A 22,449-nucleotide genomic window follows, 5' to 3' on the forward strand; every position below is an offset into this window, starting at 1 on the left:
AGGCTCGTTTATAGTACACGCGGCTAACAGGCGCATCAGTCTGCGCGCCGGTGGCGGTGACGCGAGCGAGCGGACCGACCACTACCACTCGATGAGGATATGGAAGGGGAATTGCATGCGTGCTGCGGGCGGTTTGCTGGCCCTGTTGATGTCGATCAGTGCTGCGGCGTCCGCCGACGAGCCTGTGCCGGTTCCCGTGCCGCAGACGCTGGAGCAGGCCGTGGCCCAACGTGAGCGGGCCGACGCGCTACGCGAGCAGGCCGAGGAGCGCTATCAGGCCGAACAGAATGCTTGCTACGAGAAGTTCCTGATGAGCGATTGTCTGGTGGCGGCCAAGAAACGCCACGCGGCGTCGCTGGTCACGGCGCGCAAGCTCGACCAGCCGGCGATCGATTTCGAGCGTGCGGCGCGGCGGCAGGAACTCGACTCCAGGGAAGCGCAACGCGCTGCCGACAATCTTGCTCGCCAGTCCGAGGAGCCGGAGCGCGCTCAGCGCTACCGCGCCGAGCAAACGGCCAAGCTGGCCGAGCGCGAGGCGAAGCTGGCCGACAAGGCGAAAAAAGCCGAGGCGGGGCGGCAGAAGGCGGCTGCTGAGCAGGCCAAGCGGCAAGCCAAGCTCGACAAGCGGGCGCGGCAGGACGCCGAGAGAGAAGCCAGGAAAGCGGCCGAAGCGGCCGCCGCTGCGAGCAAGTAAGGAAGCAAGGCGGTCGCCAGCCCGGTCAACTGATCCCGGCAAGGGTTTTGCCGGCGGGCCGGCCGGCGGGCCGATCGTCGCTGCTCTACGCCGGGCCGACGAGTGACCCGCGTCGCTGCCGGGTCAGGCCAGACCCTGGCTGGCGAGGTACTCTTCGTAAGTGCCCAGGTAATTGACCAGCGTGCCGTCGAGGCGAATTTCCAGGATCCGCGTCGCCAGTGACGAGACGAACTCGCGGTCGTGGGAGACGAAAACCAGCGTTCCCTTGAATTTCTCCAAGGCCGTATTGAGCGACTCGATGGATTCCATATCGAGGTGGTTGGTCGGCTCGTCCATGACCAGCACGTTTGTTTTCATGAGCATCAGCTTGCCGAAAATCATGCGCCCCTGCTCGCCCCCGGAGATCACCTTTACTGGCTTGCGCACTTCGTTGCCCGAGAACAGCAGGCGGCCGAGGGTGCCGCGGATCAGCGTTTCGAGGTCGTCTCCCTCGCTCGCGCTGGCGCGTGCGTAGCCAGCGATCCAGTCGGTCAGGTTGACGCCGCTGTCGAAATCATGGGCATGGTCCTGAGCATAGTAACCGAGGCTTGCTTTCTCGGCCCACTTGATGCTACCGCGTTGTGGCTGCAACTCGCCCATCAGCAGCTTCAGCAGCGTCGTCTTGCCGACACCGTTTTCGCCAATGATTGCCAGCCGGTCGCCGCCGTTGATGCTCAGAGTCAGCTTGTCGAAGATTTTCTGCTTGCTGCCCGGATAGGCGAAGCCCAGGTTTTCGATTTCGACGGCCTGGCGGTGGAGCTTCTCCCGCTCATCGTATTCGAAGCGGATCCAGGGGTACTGTCGCGACGAAGGCTTGACGTCTTCCGGCTTGAGTTTTTCGATCAACTTGACGCGTGACGTTGCCTGCTTGGCCTTGGAGGCATTGGCCGAAAAGCGGCGCACGAAATTCTGCAGGTCGGCAATCCGTTCCTTGGCCTTGGCGTTGGCGTTCTGCTGGCGTTCGCGTGCCTGCGCCGAAGCTTCCATGAAATCGTCGTAATTGCCCGGGTACACGGTGATCTTGCCGTAATCCAGGTCGGCCATGTGGGTGCACACCTGGTTCAGGAAGTGGCGATCGTGGGAAATGATGATCATCGTGCTGTTGCGGTCGTTGATCACGTTTTCCAGCCAGCGGATGGTGGCGATGTCGAGGTTGTTGGTCGGTTCGTCGAGGAGCAGGATCTCGGGGTTGGCAAATAGTGCCTGAATCAACAGCACGCGCAGCTTCCAGCCAGGAGCGACATCGCTCATCGGACCGAAATGCTGTTCCGCCGGGATGCCGACCCCGAGCAGCAGTTCGCCGGCGCGTGCCTCGGCGGTGTAGCCATCGTATTCGGCAAAGCGGCCTTCCAGTTCGGCGGCGTGCAGGTAGTCCTCCTCGCTCGCTTCCGGATTGGCGTAGATGGCGTCCTTCTCGACCATGCAGGCCCACATTTCCGCGTGGCCCATCATCACCACGTCGATTACCCGCTGTTCTTCAAAGGCAAACTGGTCCTGGCGAAGGTAGGCCATCCGCTCGTGCGCGTCTTTCGAGACGTTGCCGGCGGTCGCTTCGAGTTCGCCGTCGAGAATCTTCATGAAAGTCGACTTTCCGGAGCCATTGGCGCCGATCAGTCCGTAGCGATAGCCCTCGCCGAACTTGACCGAGACATTTTCAAAAAGGGGCTTGACCCCGAACTGCATGGTGATGTTGTTGGCAACGAGCACTAAGAAACCTCGGTAAAATCACACCCGTGAAAGTCGCGTCCGCGACTCACGAAGCTCCGTTCTCCCCCTGCGGGAGAAGGGTTGGAGAAGAGGGGGACGGTCAAGGCTTTGGTGGTCGACGGCGTCTCGACATCTCGTGACCGTTGAGGTGCAAAAAGGGCGATATTGTACCTCAGGGTTTGCTGGTGTGCTTGCCTGGCGCCCGCCATGGCGTACCTGCCCCGCCCGTGTGCGGCTGCGACGTGGCCAGCGTGCCAGGGCCCGGAATCAGCTGGAAGACGACAATCGCGGCAATGAAGCTCGAGTAGTTCTGAATCTCGAACACCTCGTTCTCTCCGCTGCGCTCGGCTAGCGTCGTCGCTCAGGCATGGTCGACGGCGACGCTGCTCACTGCCAGCAAGCGATCAAGCTCCAACCACAAGGGGTCGCAGAGGCCTGCGCGGTAAGCCGAGCGTCTGAAGCCCGCGTGTTCCTCGCGATAGACAGTCATCAGGCCGCGTTGGTCGTCGAGGACGCAGCTTCTGACGTTCGCCAGGCGGTCTGCGGCCTTGACCAGCAGGGCCACTTCGTTGGCGCCGGTGACCGTGGCCAGGAGGGCGTAGGTCTTCGCCTTGCGCTCGGCGCGGCTGGCTCCGGAGAGGTCGGTAAGCAAGCTGACACAGTCGGCGACCAGCGCGCCGAAGCGGGCGCGGATTTCGCTCTCGGTGACCGCCGTGTCCTCGACCACGTCATGCAGGTAGCCGATGACCTGTGCCTGGCTGCCGTAGGGGGCGAGTAGGGCGACGACCGCGTCAAGGTGAAAGGAATACGGCCGGTCGCCGTAGCGTTGGCTGCCGTGGGCAGCCAGGGCAAAGGAGCGTGCTTCGTCAAGCATGGTTCTTTCCTTGCGGGCAGCCGTGCAACGGCTGCTGTTGGGCAGCGTTTCGCCAGCGGCTTCAGCTCAGCCTGACCAGGCCTGGGTCACTGAAGTGTTCGATCAGGATCCGCCGCACGCGATCCTGCCACAGCTCGGCGAACAGCGCTGCCTGCTCGGCATCGCCCTTGCCCGCGAGTAGCGCCTGCAGCAGCGGCGCGAGACGGGAGTCGGCAGGAACCTGGCCGAGGTGCAGCGAGGCGCACAGACTTTGCCCGTTATCCTGACGGGTGAAGCGTATCTCGCCGGGCAACTCGGCTCCGAAGCTGAGCAGCTCGCGACGCGAGAAACGACCGGCCAGTCCCTTGAAGCCGCCAATTCCGGCGGCCCCGGTGAGCAGTCCGACCACCGCTGCGACGACGCCGGTCACCGCGCTCTCCTGCGCATCGCGGAAATCGACGCGCAGTTCACCGCGCAGCGGTATCTCGTCCGGATAAAGCGCCTGTAGTGCGCGGCTGCTGAGCAGATAGCTGCCAGCCACTGTCGGGCAGGAATGACCAGCCAGTTTGACGGCATCGGCGTAGCCGTATTCGATCAGGCCGCCAGCGGCGGCGCCGAGGAATTCGGCCAGGCGATCGCGCATGACGATCGTCGGCACGGCGGCGAAGAAGCTCGGGAAAGTCATGACCGTCAGCCTTTCTTCTGGATCAGCTCGATCTTGTAGCCATCGGGATCTTCGACAAAGGCAATCACCGTCGTTCCGTGTTTCATCGGACCCGCTTCGCGGACCACCTTGCCGCCACGCGTCTTGATCTGCTCGCAGGCCGCGTAGGCATCGGCGACTTCGATGGCGATGTGGCCGAAGGCATTGCCGAGTTCGTAAGCCGGCGTATCCCAGTTATAGGTCAGTTCCAGCACCGCCTCTTCCGACTCCGGGCCGAAACCGACAAAAGCCAGGGTGAAGCGACCGCCCGGATAATCCTGGCGGCGCAGTTGCTGCATTCCGAGGACCCCGGTATAGAAAGCCAGCGAGCGGTCCAGATGGCCAACGCGCAACATGGTGTGCAGAATTCTCATGATTTTTCCTTGCCGGTTTGCGCTTGCGATGCGATCGCGCGATTGCCGGAAAAGATACACCAGAAGTGCAGGCTTTTGTCGACCTGGAGTTAGCGTCGGGCTGGGCGGGGCGGGGCGCTGCCTTGCGCCGGGACGGCGATGGGCATAACGTGTCTTCCCCGCTCACAGGATCGGGCGGTGTCGGCGTATCGCCAGCATTTAGCGGCGATACCGAGACGCTTGTCAACACGTTAATGTGAAAGTCGCGCAAGCGACTCACGAAACTCCCTTCTCCCCTTGCGGGAGAAGGGGCAGGGGAAGAGGGAAACGGTCATGACTTTCATGATTTGGGGTGTCTCCACGTGTCATGACCGTTAAGGCGATTGCCGGAAAAGTACGTACCAGATTGCGCCGGATTTTCGGCCGACTTCAAGGTGCGACAACAGGCGCATAGTCGAACGATGTAACTGTTGTCGCAACACAGAAGTCGGGCGAAAAGACAAGCAAGATGGTAGGTTATTTGCCAGAAATCGCCTAAGGAGGTAATGAGCATGAGAAAGATCGTCATCTCGCTGCTAACCATGACCCTTGCTGCGAGCGGGCTGTCGGGTTGCGCCAATATGAGCGAGACGCAACGCGATACAGGAACCGGGGCCGCCATCGGCGCAGTCGCCGGGGCGGTAATCGGGCGCGCTACGGCCGGCGGCAACAAGGGCCGCAGTACCGCCACCGGTGCGGCCATCGGTGCCGCGGCCGGTGCTGCCGGTGGTTATCTGTGGTCGCAGCGCATGCAGCAACAGAAGGCCTCGATGGAGCAGGCCACGCAAGGTACTGGGGTCGCAGTGTCGCAGACTGCCGACAACCGACTCAAGCTGGACATCCCGAGTGATATTTCCTTTGACGTCGGCCGTTACAACATCAAGCCGAACATGAGCCCGCTGCTCGACGGCTTTGCCGCGAGTCTGAACCAGCATGCCGTGACCACAGTGACCATCGTCGGACACACCGACAGCACCGGCAGCGATGCGATCAACGATCCGCTATCAGTAAATCGTGCCGCCGCGACGCGCGACTATATCGTTGCCCGAGGCGTAGCCGCCAACCGCATCGCCATCGATGGCCGTGGGTCGCGCGAGCCAGTCGCCGACAACGCCACCGCTGCCGGGCGGGCGATGAACCGCCGCGTGGAAATATTCGTCGCCGAGCCCGCTCGCTGAGCAGCTCGCGGCGGTGGCCATTTTTTTGCCATGCCGGCGCTGCGGAACGCTGGACAGCGCCGGCAAGCCTTCTGCGCGATTGGCCATCGCGGTGCTCTGGATGCCTTGCCGCTTGACAACGCCGCCTCCATACCCACTAATGTGGAATGTCGTGGCGGACTAGTCCCAAGAGTGCTCTCTCACCCGACGAAGGCGAAGGGAAAAACACCATGAGTCTTGCGCCCGTATCTGGTCTTCACAACCTCTCCGAGTTTTCCCTCAAGCAACTGGTCGCCTGGGGCGACCACCTCAAGGTTCATCAACCGCAGATCGACGCGCAGCACGAGGCGATCTTCAATCTCGCGCTGGAAATCGCACACATCTGGCAGGATCATGGCGACCTCGATGAACTGAAGGCGCTCGCCGAGAAGCTCGACAAGGTGCTGCACGCGCATTTCCGCTACGAGGAGCAACTGCTGGCCGAGATCGGCTATCCCGAACTCGCAGCGCACAAGGCGGAGCATCAGGTGATGCTCCACGAACTGCAGATCATCCTCGACCGCCTCCACAAATCGCAACCCGGGAGTGTCGTTGGCGAACCCGGACTGGCCTTTCAGAACTATGTGCTTGGCCTCACGGTCGGGCACATCTTCAACAGCGACATGGATTACTGCCTGTATGCCCGCAAGGCCGCGAGCGATAAGGAACATGTCTGGCCAGGCAAGTAGATTCGCGGAAGGCACGCGGTGCCCGCGCGCGTAGCGTAGCGCTGCCGCTTCACCACCTGGCAACGAACTAATCTGTCTTCGCGGCCTGCCACTACCAGCGCGGGCAGGTCGCGGCGAGTCGTTTCAGTTCCTGGCGCGCGGCTCGCGGCTCGGTAGTCGGGGCACAGCCAGGCGACGATTGCCCAGAAGCGTGGGCCGTGGTCTTTGGTGTGCCTTTCGGACCTTGCGAACCTCGGACAGGCACGAGAAAACCTGCCCTTCCGCGCACCATGCCTACCCGGCGTGCCTGACGCAGGCGCATCACGACCTCGATTGGACAGCCGCTGCCTACGACGGCAGCGACTACACCACTCTACGATGGTCGACCAACAAAGCCTCTGCCGGTCGCTTGGCGCGACCTTGACGAGTGGCTTCGGCACGGCGACGAATGAAAGCAGCGGCTGGTGAGGCAGGCGATTAGAATGCGCATGTCGGCACTCCGGTCGACGGCTGCGGTCCCTTGGGTTCGGGCCTGGCAAGGCGGATCGAACTTGTTGGAAAGGCGCAATTCCATGTTCTCGCTCTCATCTCTTGGCGACAAGTTCATTAGCGATTCGTCACCTTACAGCGATCCCGCAGCGGCGGCCCGGCGCATCAATCGGCGACGACTGCGCGTATTCCTCATTGTCTTCACCTTGAGCTTGCTGCCCGGACTGGCCTGGAATTTGCTCCGTTCGCCCGAATACCGGGCGACTGCACGCGTGCAAATTTCATCCGGCGCGGTGGCTGCCCAGACGGTAGCGAGCAGCGTTGGTTGGAACGCGGAGCTGCGGCCTGCGCAGCCGATCGACGTGCTCACGCAGGCCCAGGTCCTCACCAGTCGCCCCCTTTTTGAGGAGGTCTCTCGCCGCTTGCTCAAAGACGGTCACGATGACCCCTTCGTGGGCGTCGATGCTGCACTTGCCCTGCAGAACGCGGTCACCGCCACCCCAATCCTGGGGACGGATATCGTCGAATTGCAGGCTACCGGGGCTTCGCCGCAACTGCTGACGAAAGTCGTCAATACGCTGATCGAAACCTATCATGAGCAGTCATTGACGACGCACAGCAATGCCTCCGACGAAGCCATTGTCAATCTACGCGACGAAGTCGAGCGACTCGGCGACAGCATGGCCGAAAAACGCGCCCAATTGGCGGCCTTCCGGGAAACAAGCGGCGTCGTTTCGTCGGAACGTAGTGAAAATCAGGCCTTGGCGCGGATCAAAGGCCTCTCCGAGTCACTCAACAAGGCAAACGAGGATTTCGCAAAAGCCGATGCCCGGCTGCGCACCCTGCGCGAATCCGCGGCTAGCGGCCGCAGTCCCGTTCTTGCCAAAGACAACCCGACGCTGGCTTCGATAGAGCACCGCGTTTCTGTGACCCGCGAGCAACTGCGGGATATGGAACGTAGCTATACGCCTGCGTTCATGGCCATGGACCCGACGGCGCGAGCCCTGCGCGCGCGCCTGAGCGAACTCGAACAACAGTTGCTGAGCAGCCGCTCGGCCAGTCAGCAGGCGGCGCTGGCGAACGCCGAAGAAGACGCGGCGGGAGCTCGTGCGACGGTCGAACGCTTACGCGGCCAGCTCGACGAGCAACGGCGAACAGCGCAGGTGGCTGCCGCGAACTTCCAGGAAGCCAAGGCGATGGAAGACGATCTGGTGCGGCTCGAAGGAGCGCGACGCAATGCCAGCGAACGCCTGGCCAAGCTCGAAGCGACTGAAAACACCCGCCAGCCAAAGCTGACGCTGATCGAGTCCGCCAGTGTGCCCGAGAAACCATGGCGCCCCGACTATCTGCGCGATGGCCTGATCAACCTGGCCGCGTCCTTTTCGCTCGGCTTGCTGGCCATGTGGTTCGTCGAACTGTTCAATCGTTCGCCAGCGCCAGCAGCGCTCGGGACGACCACGGTCGTCGTCTCCCAGCCTTCACCGACCCCGAGTGTCGAAGCGCCGAAACCACTCCCCGGCTTGACCTACGATGCCGCTTGCCGAGTCCTTCCACAACTGCCAACGGCGGCGAGCGTCGGCCGCGAACTGACTCAGGACGAGCTTGCCGCTCTGCTGGCTGCCGCCGACGGCGAGGCGCGTTTGCTGTGCGCGACGCTGCTTCTTGGGCTGACGCTAGATGAGCTCAGGGAACTGGCGGTCAAGGATGTCGACGGCGCGAGCTCGCACCTGAGCGTGCGTGGCGCCTGGGCAAGGACACTGGCGATGCCTGGCTGGCTGGCGCAGACACTGGAGAAACATGGCGGCGAAGACCCAGACAAGTTACTGTTCTGCGCTTCATCAGGGCAGCAACTTGCGGCATCCGAGATCATCTCCCGGATCACTTGCGCCGCGCTGGATGCTGGGCTGGACGCCGCCGCATCGGTATCGCCAGCAGCCTTGCGGCACACGTACATCATCAACCTGATCAATCAGAACGTGCGTTTCTCGGATCTTGGGCCCCTCGTCGGACGTCTGAGCAGCGAAGAGCTTGCGTCATACGCAGCCGTCAGTTCGGGGCCACGGCAAGTTCGCGGCGCTGACGTTGATACCATCATGCCGGCCTTGCGGAGCGCAGAAACGACTTGACCGAGATGCCGAGGAGTAACGGTCTGTGCCGCCGAGCAGGCACCGCCGGCCGGCCCGGCCATCGCTACTGCGACCTTTGGCAAGCACGGCATGCTCCCGCCGGCAAACCACCTGCTAAAACCGTGCAAGACCCTTTGACACCTCGCGGAGTTCGGCACGCAAGTCCCTGTAATCAGGAACTATTGCACCAAGGATGCGCCAAAACTCCGGGCTGTGGTTCATCTCGCGCAGGTGCGCGAGTTCGTGCGCCACGACGTAGTCGATGACTGTTGGCGGGAAATGAATCAGCCGCCAGTTGAGGTGAATGCCGCTGCGCAGGCTGCAACTTCCCCAGCGCGTTCGCGCTGACGACAGCGACAGCCGTGGCAGCGTCACGCCGAGCAGCGGCGCGTAGTGGGCGAGGCGCTCGGCGAACAGCTCGCGGGCCTTTTCGCGCAGTGCTTTCTCGAGCACGCGTGCAGCTTCTGTCGGTGCGCGCAGGCATAGGGTGAGTGTCGGCTCGGTCGCCTGCAGGTTCCAGACGCCGCGATTGGCGCCGAGCGCGAGACGGATGCGCAGCGGCTTGCCGAGCACTGGTAGCTGCAGCCCGTCAGTGATCTGCAGCACTTCGGGCGCTCGCCGCGTGGACCATTCGTCGAGTTTCTCGCCGATCCACTGACCATGCTGCAGGAGCATGCTTTCGACCTCGCGCAGCGAGGCACGGCGCGGTGCGCCGACGCGCAGGCCGCGGTGGTCGATGGTCAATCCGATGGTGCGCCGGCTGGCCCGGCGCAAGACATAGGCAACCGTGCGCTCGCCCAGTTCGATGCTGCGGGCTGTTTCCCCAGCGGGTAGCGCAGGCAGTGAAGGCTCGCCGGGAGAGGCCGCGTCAGGCAGCCACGACATCTACGACAGCGGCAGGCGCCGGGTAGCGGTGCGGCGAGAGGCGGCGCATTTCTTCCTCTATCCAGGCCGCGGCCAGAGTGTTGATCCTGGCCGCCGATTTCTCGGCCGGGTCGATCGGCGGGCCGATGCTGACGGTGATCAGGCCGGGCTTGATCCGGAAGGCATCCCTTCCCCAGATTTCACCAGCGTTGTGCGCCACCGGTACCACCAGCGCGCCGGCGCGGACCGCCAGGTGCGCGCCGCCGGGCTTGTAGCGACAGGTTTCGCCGGGCGCGACACGGGTGCCTTCGGGGAAGATCACCACCCAGTAGCCAGCGGCGAGACGGTCGCCTCCCTGGTCGAAGATCTGCTTGAGAGCGTCCTTGGCGGCGGCACGGTCGATGGAGATCATTTTCAGCGCCGCCAGGCCCCAGCCAAAGAAAGGCACGCGCAGCAGCTCTTTCTTGAGCACGAAGACCAGCGGCGGAAAAATCTCCTGCAGGCCGACCGTCTCCCACGCCGCCTGGTGTTTGGCGAGGACGATCGATGGCCTGGCGGGAATGTTTTCGCGCCCGATGACCTGGTAGCGAATGCCCAGAACGTGGCGCGAGAGGGCCATGAAGCCGCTTCGCCAGAAGGCGATGATCGCGTAGCGCGCAGTGATCGGCAAGGCGATGGCCAGCGTGACGAGCACTCCGAAAGGGATCGTCCACAGGCTGACCAGGAGCAGGAACAGCGCCGAACGGATAACGATCATCACGAGGAGAGCAGAATATGCTCGGTGGCCGCCGCGAGATCGGGGAAGACCAGCGTTCCGTCCGGCAGGCCACCGGCCTCGACCGTCTGCGCGCCCAGGCCGGTCAGGACCAACAGCGGCTGGGCGCCGACGGCCGCTGCGGCGAGCAGGTCGCGCAGGGTATCGCCGACCGCCGGGACGCCGCTCAGATCGACATTGAAGCAGTCGGCAATACGCTCATACATGCCGGGCTTCGGTTTGCGGCAGGCGCAATGCGCGTCGACCGAATGCGGGCAATAGAAAATGGCGTCGATGCGGCCGCCGCAGCTCTGCAGCGCGCGGCACATCTTGTCGTGGATGGCGTTCAGCGTATCCATGTCGAACAGCCCGCGACCGACGCCCGACTGATTGGTCGCCAGGACCACCTTGTAGCCGGCCTGATTGAGGCGGGCGATGGCTTCCAGGCTGCCGGGGATCGGCCGCCATTCGGCCGGTGACTTGATGAACTGCTTCGAGTCGTAGTTGATGACACCGTCGCGGTCGAGGATGACGAGTTTCATACGGCCAGCTTGGCGATGTCGGCGACCGCGTTGAACTGCTCGAAGAGCGCTTTCAGGAGGCCCAGACGGTTACCGCGCAGCGCGGGGTCGGGAACATTGACCATCACTTCGGCGAAGAAACGGTCCACCTCGGCGCGTACCGAAGCCAGTACTTTCAGCGCCTCGGCGTAGTCCTCGTTGGCGACGTGCGACTTGACCAGCGGGGCGATCAGGCGCACGCGCTCGAAGAGCGCTTTCTCGGCGTCTTCCTCGAGCAGCGCGACGTCCGCTTCGGGCAGGTTCGCATCGGCCTTCTTCAGGATGTTGCCGATGCGCTTGTTGGCCGCGGCCAGTGCCAGCGATTCGGGCAGCTGCTGGAACTCGCGTACCGCTGCCAGGCGGGCGGGAACCCGGTCGATGCGGGTCGGTTGTTGCGCCAGCACCGCTTCGATGACGTCGATCGAGTAGCCGGCGTCTCTGAGCGTGCCGCGCAGACGGTCGAGCATGAAGACCAGCAGCGGCTGGGTGACCGGTTCGAGCTGAATGCCCTGCGCCTGCAGTGCCTGCGCGGCGGTCTCGATCAACTCCGCCAGGTCGAGCGGCAGCGGCGTTTCCATCAGGATGCGCAGCACTCCGAGAGCGGCGCGGCGCAGGCCGAAAGGATCCTTGTCGCCGGTCGGCAGTTGCCCGATGCCGAAAAAGCCGACCAGGGCGTCGAGTTTGTCGGCCAGCGCAGCGGCACAGGCGATGCTGCCCTGGGGCAGGGCGTCGCCGGCAAAGCGCGGCCGGTAGTGCTGCTCGACGGCGTCGGCAAATTCCGGCGAATTGCCTTCGTGGAGCAGGTAGTAGCGGCCCATGATTCCCTGCAGTTCGGGGAACTCGCCGACCATGTCGGTCAGCAGGTCGACCTTGGCCAGCAGGCCGACACTTTCGGCGATGTTGCCGTCGGCGCCGAGCTTTTCGGCAATGTTGCGCGCGCTACGGCCGAGGCGCTGTGCGCGGTCGCCCTGCGAGCCGAGCTTGTTGTGATAGACGACGGCGCCAAGACGCATGGCGCGGGTGGTGAAACCGCTTTTGCGATCCTGGTTGTAGAAGAAGCGTGCATCGGCCAGGCGCGGGCGAACGACGCGTTCGTTACCGCTGATGATCGCGCCGGGATCGTCAACCTGCATGTTGGAGACGATCAGGAAGCGGTTGAGCAGCTTGCCGCTGCTATCGAGCAGCGGGAAGTACTTCTGGTTCTGCTGCATGGTCAGGATCAGGCATTCCTGCGGCACTTCGAGGTATTCGGCCTCGAACTGGCCGGCATAGACGACCGGCCATTCGACCAGTGCCGTCACCTCGTCAAGCAGGCCGTCGGCGGGGTTGAGGCGCGCATCGAGGCGCTTGGCGGCCGTGTCGAGCTGGGCGGCGACCGCGGCACGCCGTTCGGCAAAGGAGGCGATGACCTTGCCGGCAGCGAGCTTGTCGGTGTACTCGGCCGCGTTGTCGATGACGATTTCGCCGGAGGACAGGAAGCGGTGGCCGAGAGTTAGCCGGTCGCTGCGCAGGCCGAGCACTTCGCCGGCGATGATATGCTCGCCGTGCAAGAGGATCAGGCTGTGCACCGGGCGAACGAACTGGTGCTCCGAGTCGCCCCAGCGCATGACTTTCGGAATCGGCAGTTTTTTCAGCGTTTGCGCGACGATTTCGGCGAGGTAGGCGGCGAGTGTCTCGCCTTTCTTCTCGATGCGGGCGACAAAGTACTCGCTCTTGCCGTCAGCCGCCTTGTGCAGTTGCTCGAAGCTGACGCCGGCCGAACGCATGAAGCCTTCGAGCGCTTTCGTCGGCTTGCCGGTCGCGTCGAGCGCGCTGCCCAGCGCGGGGCCCTTGCGTTCGAGGATGCGGTCGGGCTGGCGGGCGGCGACGCCGGTGATCGACAGGGCCAGTCGGCGCGGCGTCGCATAGGGCGTGCATACGCTGTCGTCGGCGGTGAACTGCTGCGCCTTCAGGGCCGCAAAAACGCTGTCCGCGAAAGCCTCGGAGAGCTGGCGCAGCGATTTCGGGGGCAGCTCTTCGCTGCGCAGCTCGATCAGGACGGTATCGTTCATTTCATTGCCCCTCGCGGCCGGTAGTCGTCTTGCACATGGGGAAACCGAGGGCCTGGCGGGAATCAAGGTAAGCCTGCGCAACTTCGCGGGCCAGCGCGCGCACACGGCCAATGTAGGCCGCGCGTTCGGTGACCGAGATGGCGCCGCGCGCGTCGAGCAGGTTGAAGACGTGCGAGCACTTCATCACCATTTCGTAGCCGGGCAGCGCCAGACCGGCAGCGATCAGGCGGCGGGCTTCTGATTCGTGCTCGCTGAAGTGTCGGAAGAGCATTTCGACATTGGCCTGCTCGAAGTTGTACTTCGACTGCTCGACTTCGTTCTGGTGGAAGACGTCGCCGTAGGTCACCCGGTAGCCCGGTCCTTCGGCCCACACCAGGTCGAAGACATTCTCCACCCCTTGCAGGTACATGGCCAGGCGCTCGATGCCGTAGGTGATCTCGCCGAGTACCGGCTTGCAGGACAGCGAACCGACTTCCTGAAAATAGGTGAACTGAGTGACTTCCATGCCGTCCAGCCACACTTCCCAGCCGAGTCCCCAGGCACCCAGCGTCGGGCTTTCCCAGTCATCTTCGACGAAGCGGATATCGTGTGCCGAGGTATCGATGCCGAGCGCGCGCAGCGACTCGAGGTAGAGATCCTGGATGTTGTCCGGTGAGGGCTTGAGGACCACCTGATACTGGTAGTAATGCTGCAAACGGTTGGGGTTCTCTCCGTAGCGACCGTCCTTCGGGCGGCGCGACGGCTGCACGTAGGCAGCGCTCCACGGCTCCGGGCCGATGGCGCGCAGGAAGGTCGCGGTGTGGAAGGTGCCGGCACCGACTTCGATGTCGTAGGGTTGCAGCAGCACACAGCCCTGTTGGTTCCAGAAATTCTGGAGGCGCAAAATGACTTCCTGGAACGTAGGCATGGGAGAGTTTCTGCACAGACGAAAAGGGGGGATTTTACTTGGTTTCTGCCCGGACAAGAATCGCTTTTGGCGCCAGACTCCCCTGCTGGCGGCCACGCAGGCCAGCGTCCATGCCGGCCGGCGGCACTGCCGAGGGCGCCGGCCGGGCCCCCGGCGGTGGAGCTAAATCATTCCGCTGCGCAGAAGCGCGGCTGCGTGACCCATCCGCGTGGCCGCGTGGCCAGGCTCGCCTGATACGCCGCGAGGGCGACCAGTTGCGCATTGTCGTATTTTGCGATCAGCCGGACCATGTCCGGATGCGCATTGCCGCGCTTGCCGGCGCGGATATCGGCCAGTTGGCGCAGCAGATAGGCGTAATGTTGCCCGGCGAGGACCGGATAGAATTTCTCCTGCACGCCGTCACCGCTGAGGCCATGGCATAGGCTGCATTCCTTTTCGAAAAGCCGCTTGCCGCGAGCAATCTGCTCGGCCGCATCCGGGGCTTCGTACTGGCCCGCGCCGCGAGGGATGCAGAGTGTCTCGATATAGGTTGCGACATCGGCCAGTGCCTGTGCGTCGGGCAGCTCGATGGCGAAGGGATACATCACCGGGTTGTCGCGGACGCCGGCACGAATATCGGCCAATTGCTTGATCAGCACCGTGCGGTGCTGACCGGCCAACTGCGGGATGCCGCCGTCGGGATTGCCGCCACCGCTCGGCAGGTGGCAGGCTGCGCAGTAAGTTTGGTAGGTGTCCTCGCCGGCCTTGGCGTCGCCCATCAATGTCAGGGCCGCAGTCTTCTCGGGGTAAGCGGCGTTCCATGGCGAGTTCGGGCGCATGCTGCTGGCGCTGCTTGCGGCTTCCGGCGCGGCCAGAGCGAAGGGGGAAAACACGGTTAAAGTCAGAGATACGGCAACAATCAGTTCTTTGAACATCATTGCTCCCTCCGTGAAAACTGCCTCTGTTGCCGATTGGGATTTGCACTTCTTTTTACAGCATCGCTGGCGCCATGTAAACGAGATTCATTGTCAAGCAGAGAATGCGTCCGGGATGCCGGCGCACGCTTTTATCAATCTGCGAAATCTGCGAAATCTGCGAAATCTGCGGATAAACCAGCCGCCAAAAAACGCGCGTCGCGCCGCCGCTGCCAACAAGCACATGGCCTTGCTCATCACGACCGGGAAAAGTCCTTCAATATCCGCAGATTACGCAGATTTCCACAGATTACTACACGGCGACGCGTTCAGCGCGCGTGCCGGTTGCTCGTTCTCGTTGCCGGAAGCTTGCGTCGGCCGAGCAGTGCCAGCAGTCCGGTCAGCAGCGCTGCCAGGGTTATTGCCGGCCAGTTGCCGAAGCGCACGAAGGGGGTCGCGCCGGCGTAGCCCTGCACTTTGTCGACCAATGCTCCGCGCGTGAAGGGAGGCAGGGCCGAGCGCACGCGGCCATCGACATCGACGATCGCGGTCATGCCGGTGTTCGTCGCGCGCAGCATCATGCGGCCGCTTTCCAGGGCACGCATCTGGGCAATCTGCAGGTGTTGTGCCGGCGCCAGCGAGTCACCGAACCAGGCCACATTGGAGATGTTGACCAGGAGCGTCGCCGCTGGCAGTGCGCCGATGATCTCCTCGCCGAAGGCGTCTTCGTAGCAGATGTTCACGGCCACCTTCTGTCCCGCCAGCTGCAAGGGGGGCTGTTGCGCTGCACCCGCCGTGAAGTTGGACATCGGGATATTGGCCATGGCCATGAACCAGGCAAAGCCTGGTGGGACGAACTCGCCGAAGGGCACCAGATGCACTTTCCTGTAGCGCTGTGACGGCGTCGCGCCAAGACTTACCGCGGCATTGAAATATTGCCGGCCCTCGGCGACCGCGATGCCCAGCAGCAACTCGCCTTGCTGGCGCAAAGCCAGCTGGCGCAGTCCTTCGACATACTCGGCGGGAATCTGGTCAAGAAAAGCGGGCAGGGCGGTCTCCGGCAGGATCGTCAGTTGCGCGGGGTTTTCCTGCGCCAGCTGGTAGTAGACGCGCAGCGAATCGGCGAAGCGCTCGGGACGCCACTTGATCTCCTGCGCAACATTGCCCTGCAGCAGCGCCACTGACAGTGCTTCGCCGCTGGCCTGCGTCCAGCGCACTTCACGCAGCAAGGCGCCGGTGCCGAGGAGCAGCGCGAGAGTCAGCAAAGGCAGGGCCGGCCAGCGATGTCCCTGGTCGGCGCGACATTGCTCTGCCGAGCGCAGAGCGCAGCGCAGCAGCTCGCCGAGCAACGCTCCGGCGAGCGCCGCCGAAAGCGTCACTCCATAGACGCCGACAATTGGCGCAAAGCCGGCGAGCGGGCTCGGCGGGACCTGCGCGTAGCCCGCGGCGAGCCAGGGAAAGCCGCTGAACACCCATGAGCGCAGCCACTCGGCCAACGTCCACAGGCTGGCGAAAAGCAGCACCCGCGGCAGCCAGCCGGCGGCAGCGAAGCGCACGTAGAGCGCTCCGGCGAGCGCCGGGAACATGGTCAGCACCAGGCAGAAAAGAAGCGTCGCCAGGCCCGCCAGCCACGCCGGCATGCCGCCGAAGACGCTGAGGCTGACATAGACCCAGCTCACGCCGGCCAGGAACAGGCCGAAAGCGAAGGTCGCGCCGAGCAGGGCGCCACGGCGCGCGCTGCGCATGCCATCGGCCTCGGCGCAGAGCAGGCCGAAAAGGGCACCGAGGCTCAGCCAGTTGACCGGAAACCAGCCGAAGGGCGCAAAAGCGAAGACTCCCGCGGCGCCGATCAGCAGGGCTGTCAGGAGCCGCCAGCGCAAGGGTCTGTTAGGCAGGGATGTCGTCGGCATTCAGGGGTGCGGAAACGAGCAGGGTGTAGATGCGGCGAGTGTCCGCCCGCAAGACCTGGAAGCTGGTGTCGTCGATGGCGATGCTTTCGTTGCAGGCCGGCACCCGCCCCAGTTGGCGCAGGATCAGGCCGCCGACGGTAGCGCTTCGTCCGTCACCCAGGGCGGTTCCGAAGGCTTCGTTGAAGTCGTCCACCGCGGTGTGCGCCTTGACCCGGTAGAGGCCGCTTTGATCGAGCTGGATGTCTGCATCCTCGGCGTCGAAATCGTATTCGTCCTCGATTTCGCCGACGATTTGCTCGAGCACGTCCTCGATGGTTATCAGGCCGGTGACACCTGCGTATTCGTCGATCACCACCGCCATGTGGTTGCGCGAGATGCGGAATTCGCGCAGCAAACCGTCCAGGCGCTTGAACTCCGGAATGAAGATCGCCGGCCGCAGCCAGTCGCGCAGCCTGAAATCATCCTCACGCTGTACGCGCAGCAGATCCTTGGCCAACAGGATGCCGATTACATGGTCACGATTGCCCTCGATGACCGGAAAACGCGAGTGCGCCGTACGATTGACCTGGGCGATGATCGTTTCCAGCGAATCCTCGGCATCGATGACTTCCATCAGCTGGCGTGGCACCATGACTTCCCGCGCAGTGACTTCCGAAGCGGCCAGGGCGCCTTCAGTAATACTCAGCGCGTCGGCATCGAACAGCTTGCGCTGGTGTGCCGACTGCAGCAGTTTCATGAGTTGTTCGCGATCTTCAGGTTCGCGCACGAGAAGTGAGGAAAGGCGTTCGAGCCAGCCCGGGGTGCCGCTACTGGGGGTCATAAGCTGATCTTTAAGGACTGAGGCGATAGCGGCGATGGCCTGGACGCTGCCAGGGCTGCCGCGCCGCTATCGCCTCAGTCCTCGCTGCCGTAAGGATCCGGATAGCCGAGGTCAGCCAGGATGCTGCGTTCGAGATCCTCCATCGCGCTCGCCTGTTCCTCGCTTTCTTCATGATCGTGGCCTTGCAGATGCAGCATGCCATGCACGACCAGGTGCGCGTAGTGTGCGTCCAGCGATTTGTCCTGTTCGGCGGCCTCGCGGGCGACGACCGGCACACAGAGGACCAGGTCACCACAGAGCTGTGGTTCCAGCGCGTACGGAAAAGAGAGGACATTGGTCGCGTCCTCCTGGCTGCGGTACTCGCGGTTCAGCCGTCGCCCCTCATCGGCAGCGACGAAACGCACGGTCACCCGCCCGTCCTGGTTCCCGCTCTCGGCCAGTGCCGCGCGTGCCCAGGCGCGGACGCGCGGCTTTTTCGGCAGGTCCTGGCGGTCGCAGGCGTACTGGACTTCAACTTCGAGCAGCTCAGCTTTTTTCGGCATGGTGTCGGGCCCTGTTTTTGGCCTCTAGCGCTTCCAGGGCCGCGGTGTGCGCTTCGTAAGCCGAGACGATCCTCGCCACCAGCGGGTGGCGGACGACGTCTTCCTTGAGGAATTCGGTGAAGGCGATGCCGCGCACCTCCTGGAGGATCTGGCGGGCTTCGATGAGGCCACTCTTCTGGCCACGCTGCAGGTCGATCTGGGTGACGTCGCCGGTGACCACGGCCTTGGCGCCGATGCCGATGCGCGTCAGAAACATCTTCATCTGCTCGGGCGTCGTGTTCTGCGCTTCATCAAGGATGATGAAGGCATGGTTGAGGGTGCGCCCGCGCATGTAGGCCAGCGGCGCGATCTCGATGGCGCCACGCTCGAAGAGCTTGCCGACGCGCTCGAAGCCCATCAGGTCGTAGAGGGCATCGTAAAGTGGGCGCAGATAGGGATCGACTTTCTGGTTCAGGTCGCCGGGCAGGAAGCCCAGGCGCTCGCCGGCCTCGACTGCCGGGCGGGTGAGGACGATGCGCTGTACCAGTTCGCGCTCGAAGGCGTCGATCGCCGAGGCGACGGCGAGATAAGTCTTGCCGGTACCGGCCGGGCCGGTGCCGAAAGTGATGTCGTGTTCCTGGATGTGCTTGAGGTATTCGATCTGCCGCGGCGTACGGCCGTGCAGCTCGCTCTTGCGGGTCATCAGCGCCGGCGAGACGCCGCCGCCCGACGATACCTTGTGCACCGGCCGATTGAGAAGCTCGATCAGGCCGAGCTGGATTTCGTCGACCGACAGCGCTTCCCTGGCCTGCGCGTAGAACTGCTGCAGCGCCTCCGAGCAGCGCGCCGTCTGCGCGCTGTCGCCACGCAGCGTGAAGCGCTCGCCGCGGCGGGCGATCGAGACGTCGAGTGCGGTTTCGATCTGGTGCAGATTCTCGTCGAGTGCGCCGCAGAGGTTGGCCAGGTGCTTGTTATTGACCGGTGACAGCAGCAGCTCGATGGCCCGGCTCTTGGTTTCAGGTGTCTTGGCGTTCATGCCACTTCTCCCGCAGTTTGCTTGGCCATCTCACCCCGCAGGGAGTGCGGCAGAGCGGCGCTGATGCGCACATCGACGAAGCGATCGAGCCACTGCGTGGCGTCGCCAGAATCGCTGGCGAAATTGACGACGCGGTTATTGTCGGTGCGCCCGGCCAGCTCGCTCTTGTCTTTTCTCGACAAGCCTTCGACGAGTACCCGTTGCACGCTGCCGACCATGGCCAGCGACACTTCCTGCGCCAGTCCGTCGATGCGCTGCTGCAGGCGCTGCAGGCGTTCGAGTTTCACCGCTGCCCGCGTGTCGTCGGTCAGGTCGGCCGCCGGAGTGCCTGGTCGTGCGCTGTAGATGAAGGAGAACGAAGCGTCGAAACCGACATCGTCGATCAGCTTCATCGTCTTCTCGAAGTCCTCGGCGGTCTCGCCGGGGAAACCGACGATGAAGTCGGAGGACAGGGACAGATCGGGGCGCGCCGCGCGCAGTTTGCGCACCAGGCTCTTGTACTCGAGCGCGGTGTAGCCGCGCTTCATTGCCGCCAGTACGCGGTCGGAGCCGGACTGCACCGGCAGATGCAGATGCGAAACCAGTTTCGGCACGCTGGCATAGACCTCGATCAGTCGTTGCGTCACTTCACGCGGATGCGAAGTCGTGTAGCGGATGCGTTCGATGCCCGGGATCTCGGCGATGTATTCGATCAGCAGCGCCAGGTCGGCCGTTTCCTCGCCGGGCTGGGCCTGGCCCTTGCCGCTCATCGCACCGCGGTAGGCATTGACGTTCTGGCCGAGCAGGGTCACTTCCTTGACCCCCTGTTCTGCCAGGCCGGCGACTTCGGTCAACACGTCATCGAAGGGCCGCGAGACCTCATCACCACGGGTGTAGGGAACGATGCAGAAGGAACAGAATTTGCTGCAACCCTCCATGATCGAGACGAAAGCGGTCGCGCCGGCGACGGTCGCCGGCGGCAAATTGTCGAACTTCTCGATTTCGGGAAAGGAAATGTCGACCTGCGACTTGCCCAGGCGTCGCCGCTCGGCGATCAATTGCGGCAGGCGATGCAGGGTTTGCGGTCCGAAGACCACGTCCACGTAGGGCGCGCGGGCGACGATCGCCGCTCCTTCCTGGCTGGCGACGCAACCGCCGACGCCAATTACCAGGTCGGGATTGGCGCGCTTCAGCAGGCGTACCCGGCCGAGGTCGTGAAAAACCCGCTCCTGCGCCTTCTCGCGCACCGAGCAGGTATTGAAGAGAATGATGTCGGCGTCTTCGGGGGTGTCGGTCTTGACGATTTCTTCCGATGCAGCGAGTACGTCGGCCATCTTGTCCGAGTCGTACTCGTTCATCTGGCACCCGAAGGTGCGGATGAACAGTTTTTTTGGCATGTTTTACTTGTGTGAATGAGGTGGCTGGGGTGGCTGCGGTGACTCAGCGCGGGCGAGGCGCCGAGGCTTCGCTCGGCGTCAACATCCAGACGCGATGGATCGCGCCCGCAGCGTTGGGGAGATAGACGACTTCCGCTGCGCTCTGGATTTGCATCGGCATCACGATCAGGTTGCGTCCGTTGCGGAACTGCGCTGTCGGCGCCAGCCGCCACAGCTGGTCATCAATGGTGACGTAGCCGTCGCCCCTTGGCGGCAGCAGGACGCCCATCTTTGCTTTCGCTGGCAGCATACGCGCCATGACCGTCGGCTCGTTGATCAACTGCGGGTCAGGCGACGGCTCGAGTGCCGCCTCGGCAATGCCGCTGAGGATGGTGTACAGGAGGGCCGCGGGGATGTCCATCGGCCCATTATAGACACGCTGGCGGGCGGCTGTCAGCTTTCGGCATTGTCGAGCGCGCCACAAGCGGCGTACAATAGCGCCCTTCGCGGGCGTCGTATAATGGTAATACCCTAGCTTCCCAAGCTAGAGCCGAGGGTTCGATTCCCTTCGCCCGCTCCACCTCCCGCCTATCGTGCTGATTTCATTGTTTCATTGAAGTTGGCCCTGAGCTTCGCGAGGTGACCGGCAAGACTGCGGCAAGCTAGTCCCCACATGCACGGGAACCCGGGTCTCTATCGCCGCTCCAGCGGCATCCACGCTGTTCGCATTTCTGTCCCCACACCTCTGCTGGCGCACCGTCGGCAAGTCGGAAATCCACGTTTCCACTAGCCTCTGGGACCTGAACGCTGCCAAACTTGCAGCCTTGCGGATTCTGATCGGGTGGCGGGAGCATTTCATGACGCGGGCTGCCAAAAATCTCGCTGCGATAGTGCGCTCATGGTCACCACTCAACGCTGAGGTGTCTCGGAGCCTGCGTGTTGTCGTAATTGACAACGGACATCTGGCGGTGTGATGATCGCCAACATGAAGGCGACCCTGATCACTGAGTTCAAGGATGTCTCCGAAGACGATAGCATCATTCAGATGATTGTCTGGCGCCTGCCTGTACCCGTGCCGCCAACGGCGCATGGCTTCAAGTACCGGCTCGTGTATGTCGTCGATGGAGCGCGCGTCGTCGGCTTTGATAACGAGAGAGGCAAGGGCGATCACTGCCATCTTGACGGCCAGGAGTTTTCATATTGTTTCTCAACGATCGATCAGTTGATCGAGGACTTCATCAAGGAAGTGGATAAACGGAGGGCGCGATGAGCAAACGCAGACTGACAATCACCTTGGGCTCCGACTGGCGAGCGGCCCTGCGTCAGGCTGGAAAGGCCGCGACAGCCTCGACCTATGAGGGAGAGACCCTGAACTTCGAGACGCCGGCAGCCTTCTTTGGAAGGCTGACCGAACGGCGCTGGGCCATCGTCCAGGCCTTGCAGTACGACGGCGGCACGGTCGGGGTTCGCGAACTTGCACGCCGTTTGGGACGAGACGTGAAACGTGTGCACGAGGATGCAGCAGAACTCGTTACATTGGGGCTGGTCGAGCGCACCGAGGCTGGCGCCTTGCGCTGTCCGTTTCGTGACATCCATGTCGATATGCACATGGCTACGGCCGCCTAAGCATTTGGCGTCGGGCGGGTTACGGCCAGGAAGAGACATGGCTGCCCCGAAGCTTTTGGAAACTCGAACGGCTGCTTACTCATTCCCAACCGGTCGCTCGCCTCGGTTAGCTGTCGGGCCGTGCGCCTCCCATTGCTGAAAGTGGGAAGCTAATGGGATAATCACCTGACTGAAAGGTCTGCTTTCACGACTCACGGCAAACAGTTGCCTGTCCCCATATATCGTCGCGGCGTGACGTCATCTTGCCAACGGATTGCCGTTAGAGTAACCAGTTGTTAAGTCAGG

At 63.3% G+C, this 22,449-nt stretch carries 23 protein-coding genes and 1 tRNA gene; 7 read left to right on the forward strand and 17 right to left on the reverse strand.

What is annotated here, in order from left to right; all coding sequences use genetic code 11:
• Nucleotides 1–115: 115 nt before the first annotated feature.
• A complete protein-coding gene (locus QZ648_RS03975; RefSeq protein ID WP_169066434.1) occupies nt 116–694 on the forward strand; it encodes a hypothetical protein in 579 nt (192 codons plus the stop codon).
• A 123-nt stretch (nt 695–817) separates the two neighbouring features.
• Here QZ648_RS03975 and QZ648_RS03980 read toward each other — a convergent pair whose 3' ends face one another.
• The 5 genes from QZ648_RS03980 to gloA all read right to left on the reverse strand — a co-directional run bounded on the left by QZ648_RS03980 (nt 818) and on the right by gloA (nt 4,370).
• On the reverse strand, nt 818–2,440 hold the full coding sequence (locus QZ648_RS03980) for an ABC-F family ATPase (RefSeq protein ID WP_291996173.1): 1,623 nt from the start codon (nt 2,438–2,440) through the stop codon (nt 818–820).
• 172 nt (nt 2,441–2,612) lie between these two features.
• Nucleotides 2,613–2,765, reverse strand: coding sequence for a hypothetical protein (locus QZ648_RS03985; protein ID WP_248595349.1), 153 nt, complete (start codon nt 2,763–2,765; stop codon nt 2,613–2,615).
• A gap of 36 nt (nt 2,766–2,801) precedes the next feature.
• A complete protein-coding gene (locus QZ648_RS03990; protein ID WP_169066435.1) occupies nt 2,802–3,314 on the reverse strand; it encodes an HD domain-containing protein in 513 nt (170 codons plus the stop codon).
• A gap of 61 nt (nt 3,315–3,375) precedes the next feature.
• Complete coding sequence (locus tag QZ648_RS03995; protein WP_169066436.1) at nt 3,376–3,978, reverse strand: hypothetical protein; 603 nt, start codon at nt 3,976–3,978, stop codon at nt 3,376–3,378.
• A gap of 5 nt (nt 3,979–3,983) precedes the next feature.
• Nucleotides 3,984–4,370 carry a lactoylglutathione lyase gene (gloA, locus tag QZ648_RS04000; RefSeq protein ID WP_291996174.1) on the reverse strand — a complete coding sequence of 129 codons (387 nt, stop codon included), beginning with the start codon at nt 4,368–4,370 and terminating at the stop codon, nt 3,984–3,986.
• 530 nt (nt 4,371–4,900) lie between these two features.
• On the opposite strand from gloA, the gene QZ648_RS04005 reads away from it, so the two are divergent.
• From QZ648_RS04005 to QZ648_RS04015, 3 genes are all read left to right on the forward strand, one after another.
• Complete coding sequence (locus QZ648_RS04005; RefSeq protein WP_291996175.1) at nt 4,901–5,566, forward strand: OmpA family protein; 666 nt, start codon at nt 4,901–4,903, stop codon at nt 5,564–5,566.
• Nucleotides 5,567–5,775: 209 nt separating this feature from the next.
• On the forward strand, nt 5,776–6,273 hold the full coding sequence (locus tag QZ648_RS04010; protein WP_291996176.1) for a hemerythrin family protein: 498 nt from the start codon (nt 5,776–5,778) through the stop codon (nt 6,271–6,273).
• A 551-nt stretch (nt 6,274–6,824) separates the two neighbouring features.
• Entirely contained in the window at nt 6,825–8,867 is a 2,043-nt protein-coding gene (locus tag QZ648_RS04015; RefSeq protein WP_291996177.1) for a tyrosine-type recombinase/integrase, read from the forward strand.
• A gap of 114 nt (nt 8,868–8,981) precedes the next feature.
• On the opposite strand, the gene QZ648_RS04020 is transcribed toward QZ648_RS04015, so the two are convergent.
• The 12 genes from QZ648_RS04020 to QZ648_RS04075 form a co-directional block, all read right to left on the reverse strand.
• Entirely contained in the window at nt 8,982–9,752 is a 771-nt protein-coding gene (locus QZ648_RS04020; protein ID WP_169066441.1) for a SprT family zinc-dependent metalloprotease, read from the reverse strand.
• Nucleotides 9,736–10,488 carry a lysophospholipid acyltransferase family protein gene (locus QZ648_RS04025; RefSeq protein WP_169066541.1) on the reverse strand — a complete coding sequence of 251 codons (753 nt, stop codon included), beginning with the start codon at nt 10,486–10,488 and terminating at the stop codon, nt 9,736–9,738. Before QZ648_RS04025 ends, QZ648_RS04020 begins: the two co-directional genes overlap by 17 nt.
• Nucleotides 10,488–11,027: a D-glycero-beta-D-manno-heptose 1,7-bisphosphate 7-phosphatase gene (gene gmhB / locus QZ648_RS04030; RefSeq protein WP_169066442.1), complete on the reverse strand. Its 540-nt coding sequence runs from the start codon at nt 11,025–11,027 to the stop codon at nt 10,488–10,490. Before gmhB ends, QZ648_RS04025 begins: the two co-directional genes overlap by 1 nt.
• A complete protein-coding gene (gene glyS / locus QZ648_RS04035; RefSeq protein ID WP_291996178.1) occupies nt 11,024–13,096 on the reverse strand; it encodes a glycine--tRNA ligase subunit beta in 2,073 nt (690 codons plus the stop codon). Before glyS ends, gmhB begins: the two co-directional genes overlap by 4 nt.
• A gap of 1 nt (nt 13,097) precedes the next feature.
• On the reverse strand, nt 13,098–14,003 hold the full coding sequence (gene glyQ / locus QZ648_RS04040) for a glycine--tRNA ligase subunit alpha (RefSeq protein WP_169066444.1): 906 nt from the start codon (nt 14,001–14,003) through the stop codon (nt 13,098–13,100).
• 167 nt (nt 14,004–14,170) lie between these two features.
• Nucleotides 14,171–14,761 (reverse strand): c-type cytochrome, encoded by a 591-nt coding sequence (locus tag QZ648_RS04045; protein WP_336511652.1) that lies wholly within the window; start codon nt 14,759–14,761, stop codon nt 14,171–14,173.
• Nucleotides 14,762–15,225: 464 nt separating this feature from the next.
• A complete protein-coding gene (gene lnt / locus QZ648_RS04050; RefSeq protein ID WP_291996179.1) occupies nt 15,226–16,776 on the reverse strand; it encodes an apolipoprotein N-acyltransferase in 1,551 nt (516 codons plus the stop codon).
• A gap of 7 nt (nt 16,777–16,783) precedes the next feature.
• Complete coding sequence (locus QZ648_RS04055; RefSeq protein WP_169066446.1) at nt 16,784–17,626, reverse strand: transporter associated domain-containing protein; 843 nt, start codon at nt 17,624–17,626, stop codon at nt 16,784–16,786.
• A 74-nt stretch (nt 17,627–17,700) separates the two neighbouring features.
• The gene (gene ybeY / locus QZ648_RS04060; RefSeq protein WP_169066447.1) at nt 17,701–18,168 is read right to left on the reverse strand and encodes an rRNA maturation RNase YbeY; all 468 of its coding nucleotides are present in this window, start codon (nt 18,166–18,168) and stop codon (nt 17,701–17,703) included.
• Nucleotides 18,152–19,183, reverse strand: a complete 1,032-nt coding sequence (locus QZ648_RS04065; protein ID WP_169066448.1) for a PhoH family protein — start codon at nt 19,181–19,183, stop codon at nt 18,152–18,154. Before QZ648_RS04065 ends, ybeY begins: the two co-directional genes overlap by 17 nt.
• The gene (miaB, locus tag QZ648_RS04070) at nt 19,180–20,559 is read right to left on the reverse strand and encodes a tRNA (N6-isopentenyl adenosine(37)-C2)-methylthiotransferase MiaB (RefSeq protein WP_291996180.1); all 1,380 of its coding nucleotides are present in this window, start codon (nt 20,557–20,559) and stop codon (nt 19,180–19,182) included. The genes QZ648_RS04065 and miaB overlap by 4 nt, the downstream gene beginning before the upstream one ends.
• Before the next feature lie 43 nt (nt 20,560–20,602).
• Complete coding sequence (locus QZ648_RS04075) at nt 20,603–20,959, reverse strand: hypothetical protein (RefSeq protein ID WP_169066450.1); 357 nt, start codon at nt 20,957–20,959, stop codon at nt 20,603–20,605.
• An 85-nt stretch (nt 20,960–21,044) separates the two neighbouring features.
• On the opposite strand from QZ648_RS04075, the gene QZ648_RS04080 reads away from it, so the two are divergent.
• The 3 genes from QZ648_RS04080 (at nt 21,045) to QZ648_RS04090 (ending at nt 22,164) form a co-directional block, all read left to right on the forward strand.
• Nucleotides 21,045–21,118, forward strand: a tRNA-Gly gene (locus tag QZ648_RS04080).
• Nucleotides 21,119–21,511: 393 nt separating this feature from the next.
• Entirely contained in the window at nt 21,512–21,808 is a 297-nt protein-coding gene (locus QZ648_RS04085) for a DUF6516 family protein (protein WP_248595350.1), read from the forward strand.
• The gene (locus tag QZ648_RS04090; protein WP_169066451.1) at nt 21,805–22,164 is read left to right on the forward strand and encodes a hypothetical protein; all 360 of its coding nucleotides are present in this window, start codon (nt 21,805–21,807) and stop codon (nt 22,162–22,164) included. The genes QZ648_RS04085 and QZ648_RS04090 overlap by 4 nt, the downstream gene beginning before the upstream one ends.
• Nucleotides 22,165–22,449 lie beyond the last annotated feature (285 nt).

The organism is Candidatus Accumulibacter sp. ACC012 (assembly GCF_907163155.1).
In the GTDB taxonomy this organism is placed as follows: domain Bacteria; phylum Pseudomonadota; class Gammaproteobacteria; order Burkholderiales; family Rhodocyclaceae; genus Accumulibacter; species Accumulibacter delftensis.

Excerpts from the sequence above, each read along its gene's own strand:
- QZ648_RS03975 (WP_169066434.1), top strand. The coding sequence starts at position 116 with ATGCGTGCTGCGGGCGGTTTGCTGGCCCTGTTGATGTCGATCAGTGCT.
- QZ648_RS03990 (WP_169066435.1), bottom strand. The coding sequence starts at position 3,314 with ATGCTTGACGAAGCACGCTCCTTTGCCCTGGCTGCCCACGGCAGCCAA.
- QZ648_RS03995 (WP_169066436.1), bottom strand. The coding sequence starts at position 3,978 with ATGACTTTCCCGAGCTTCTTCGCCGCCGTGCCGACGATCGTCATGCGC.
- gloA (WP_291996174.1), bottom strand. The coding sequence starts at position 4,370 with ATGAGAATTCTGCACACCATGTTGCGCGTTGGCCATCTGGACCGCTCG.
- QZ648_RS04005 (WP_291996175.1), top strand. The coding sequence starts at position 4,901 with ATGAGAAAGATCGTCATCTCGCTGCTAACCATGACCCTTGCTGCGAGC.
- QZ648_RS04010 (WP_291996176.1), top strand. The coding sequence starts at position 5,776 with ATGAGTCTTGCGCCCGTATCTGGTCTTCACAACCTCTCCGAGTTTTCC.
- QZ648_RS04015 (WP_291996177.1), top strand. The coding sequence starts at position 6,825 with ATGTTCTCGCTCTCATCTCTTGGCGACAAGTTCATTAGCGATTCGTCA.
- QZ648_RS04020 (WP_169066441.1), bottom strand. The coding sequence starts at position 9,752 with ATGTCGTGGCTGCCTGACGCGGCCTCTCCCGGCGAGCCTTCACTGCCT.
- QZ648_RS04025 (WP_169066541.1), bottom strand. The coding sequence starts at position 10,488 with ATGATCGTTATCCGTTCGGCGCTGTTCCTGCTCCTGGTCAGCCTGTGG.
- gmhB (WP_169066442.1), bottom strand. The coding sequence starts at position 11,027 with ATGAAACTCGTCATCCTCGACCGCGACGGTGTCATCAACTACGACTCG.
- glyS (WP_291996178.1), bottom strand. The coding sequence starts at position 13,096 with ATGAACGATACCGTCCTGATCGAGCTGCGCAGCGAAGAGCTGCCCCCG.
- glyQ (WP_169066444.1), bottom strand. The coding sequence starts at position 14,003 with ATGCCTACGTTCCAGGAAGTCATTTTGCGCCTCCAGAATTTCTGGAAC.
- QZ648_RS04045 (WP_336511652.1), bottom strand. The coding sequence starts at position 14,761 with ATGGGCGACGCCAAGGCCGGCGAGGACACCTACCAAACTTACTGCGCA.
- QZ648_RS04055 (WP_169066446.1), bottom strand. The coding sequence starts at position 17,626 with ATGACCCCCAGTAGCGGCACCCCGGGCTGGCTCGAACGCCTTTCCTCA.
- ybeY (WP_169066447.1), bottom strand. The coding sequence starts at position 18,168 with ATGCCGAAAAAAGCTGAGCTGCTCGAAGTTGAAGTCCAGTACGCCTGC.
- QZ648_RS04065 (WP_169066448.1), bottom strand. The coding sequence starts at position 19,183 with ATGAACGCCAAGACACCTGAAACCAAGAGCCGGGCCATCGAGCTGCTG.
- miaB (WP_291996180.1), bottom strand. The coding sequence starts at position 20,559 with ATGCCAAAAAAACTGTTCATCCGCACCTTCGGGTGCCAGATGAACGAG.
- QZ648_RS04075 (WP_169066450.1), bottom strand. The coding sequence starts at position 20,959 with ATGGACATCCCCGCGGCCCTCCTGTACACCATCCTCAGCGGCATTGCC.
- QZ648_RS04085 (WP_248595350.1), top strand. The coding sequence starts at position 21,512 with ATGATCGCCAACATGAAGGCGACCCTGATCACTGAGTTCAAGGATGTC.
- QZ648_RS04090 (WP_169066451.1), top strand. The coding sequence starts at position 21,805 with ATGAGCAAACGCAGACTGACAATCACCTTGGGCTCCGACTGGCGAGCG.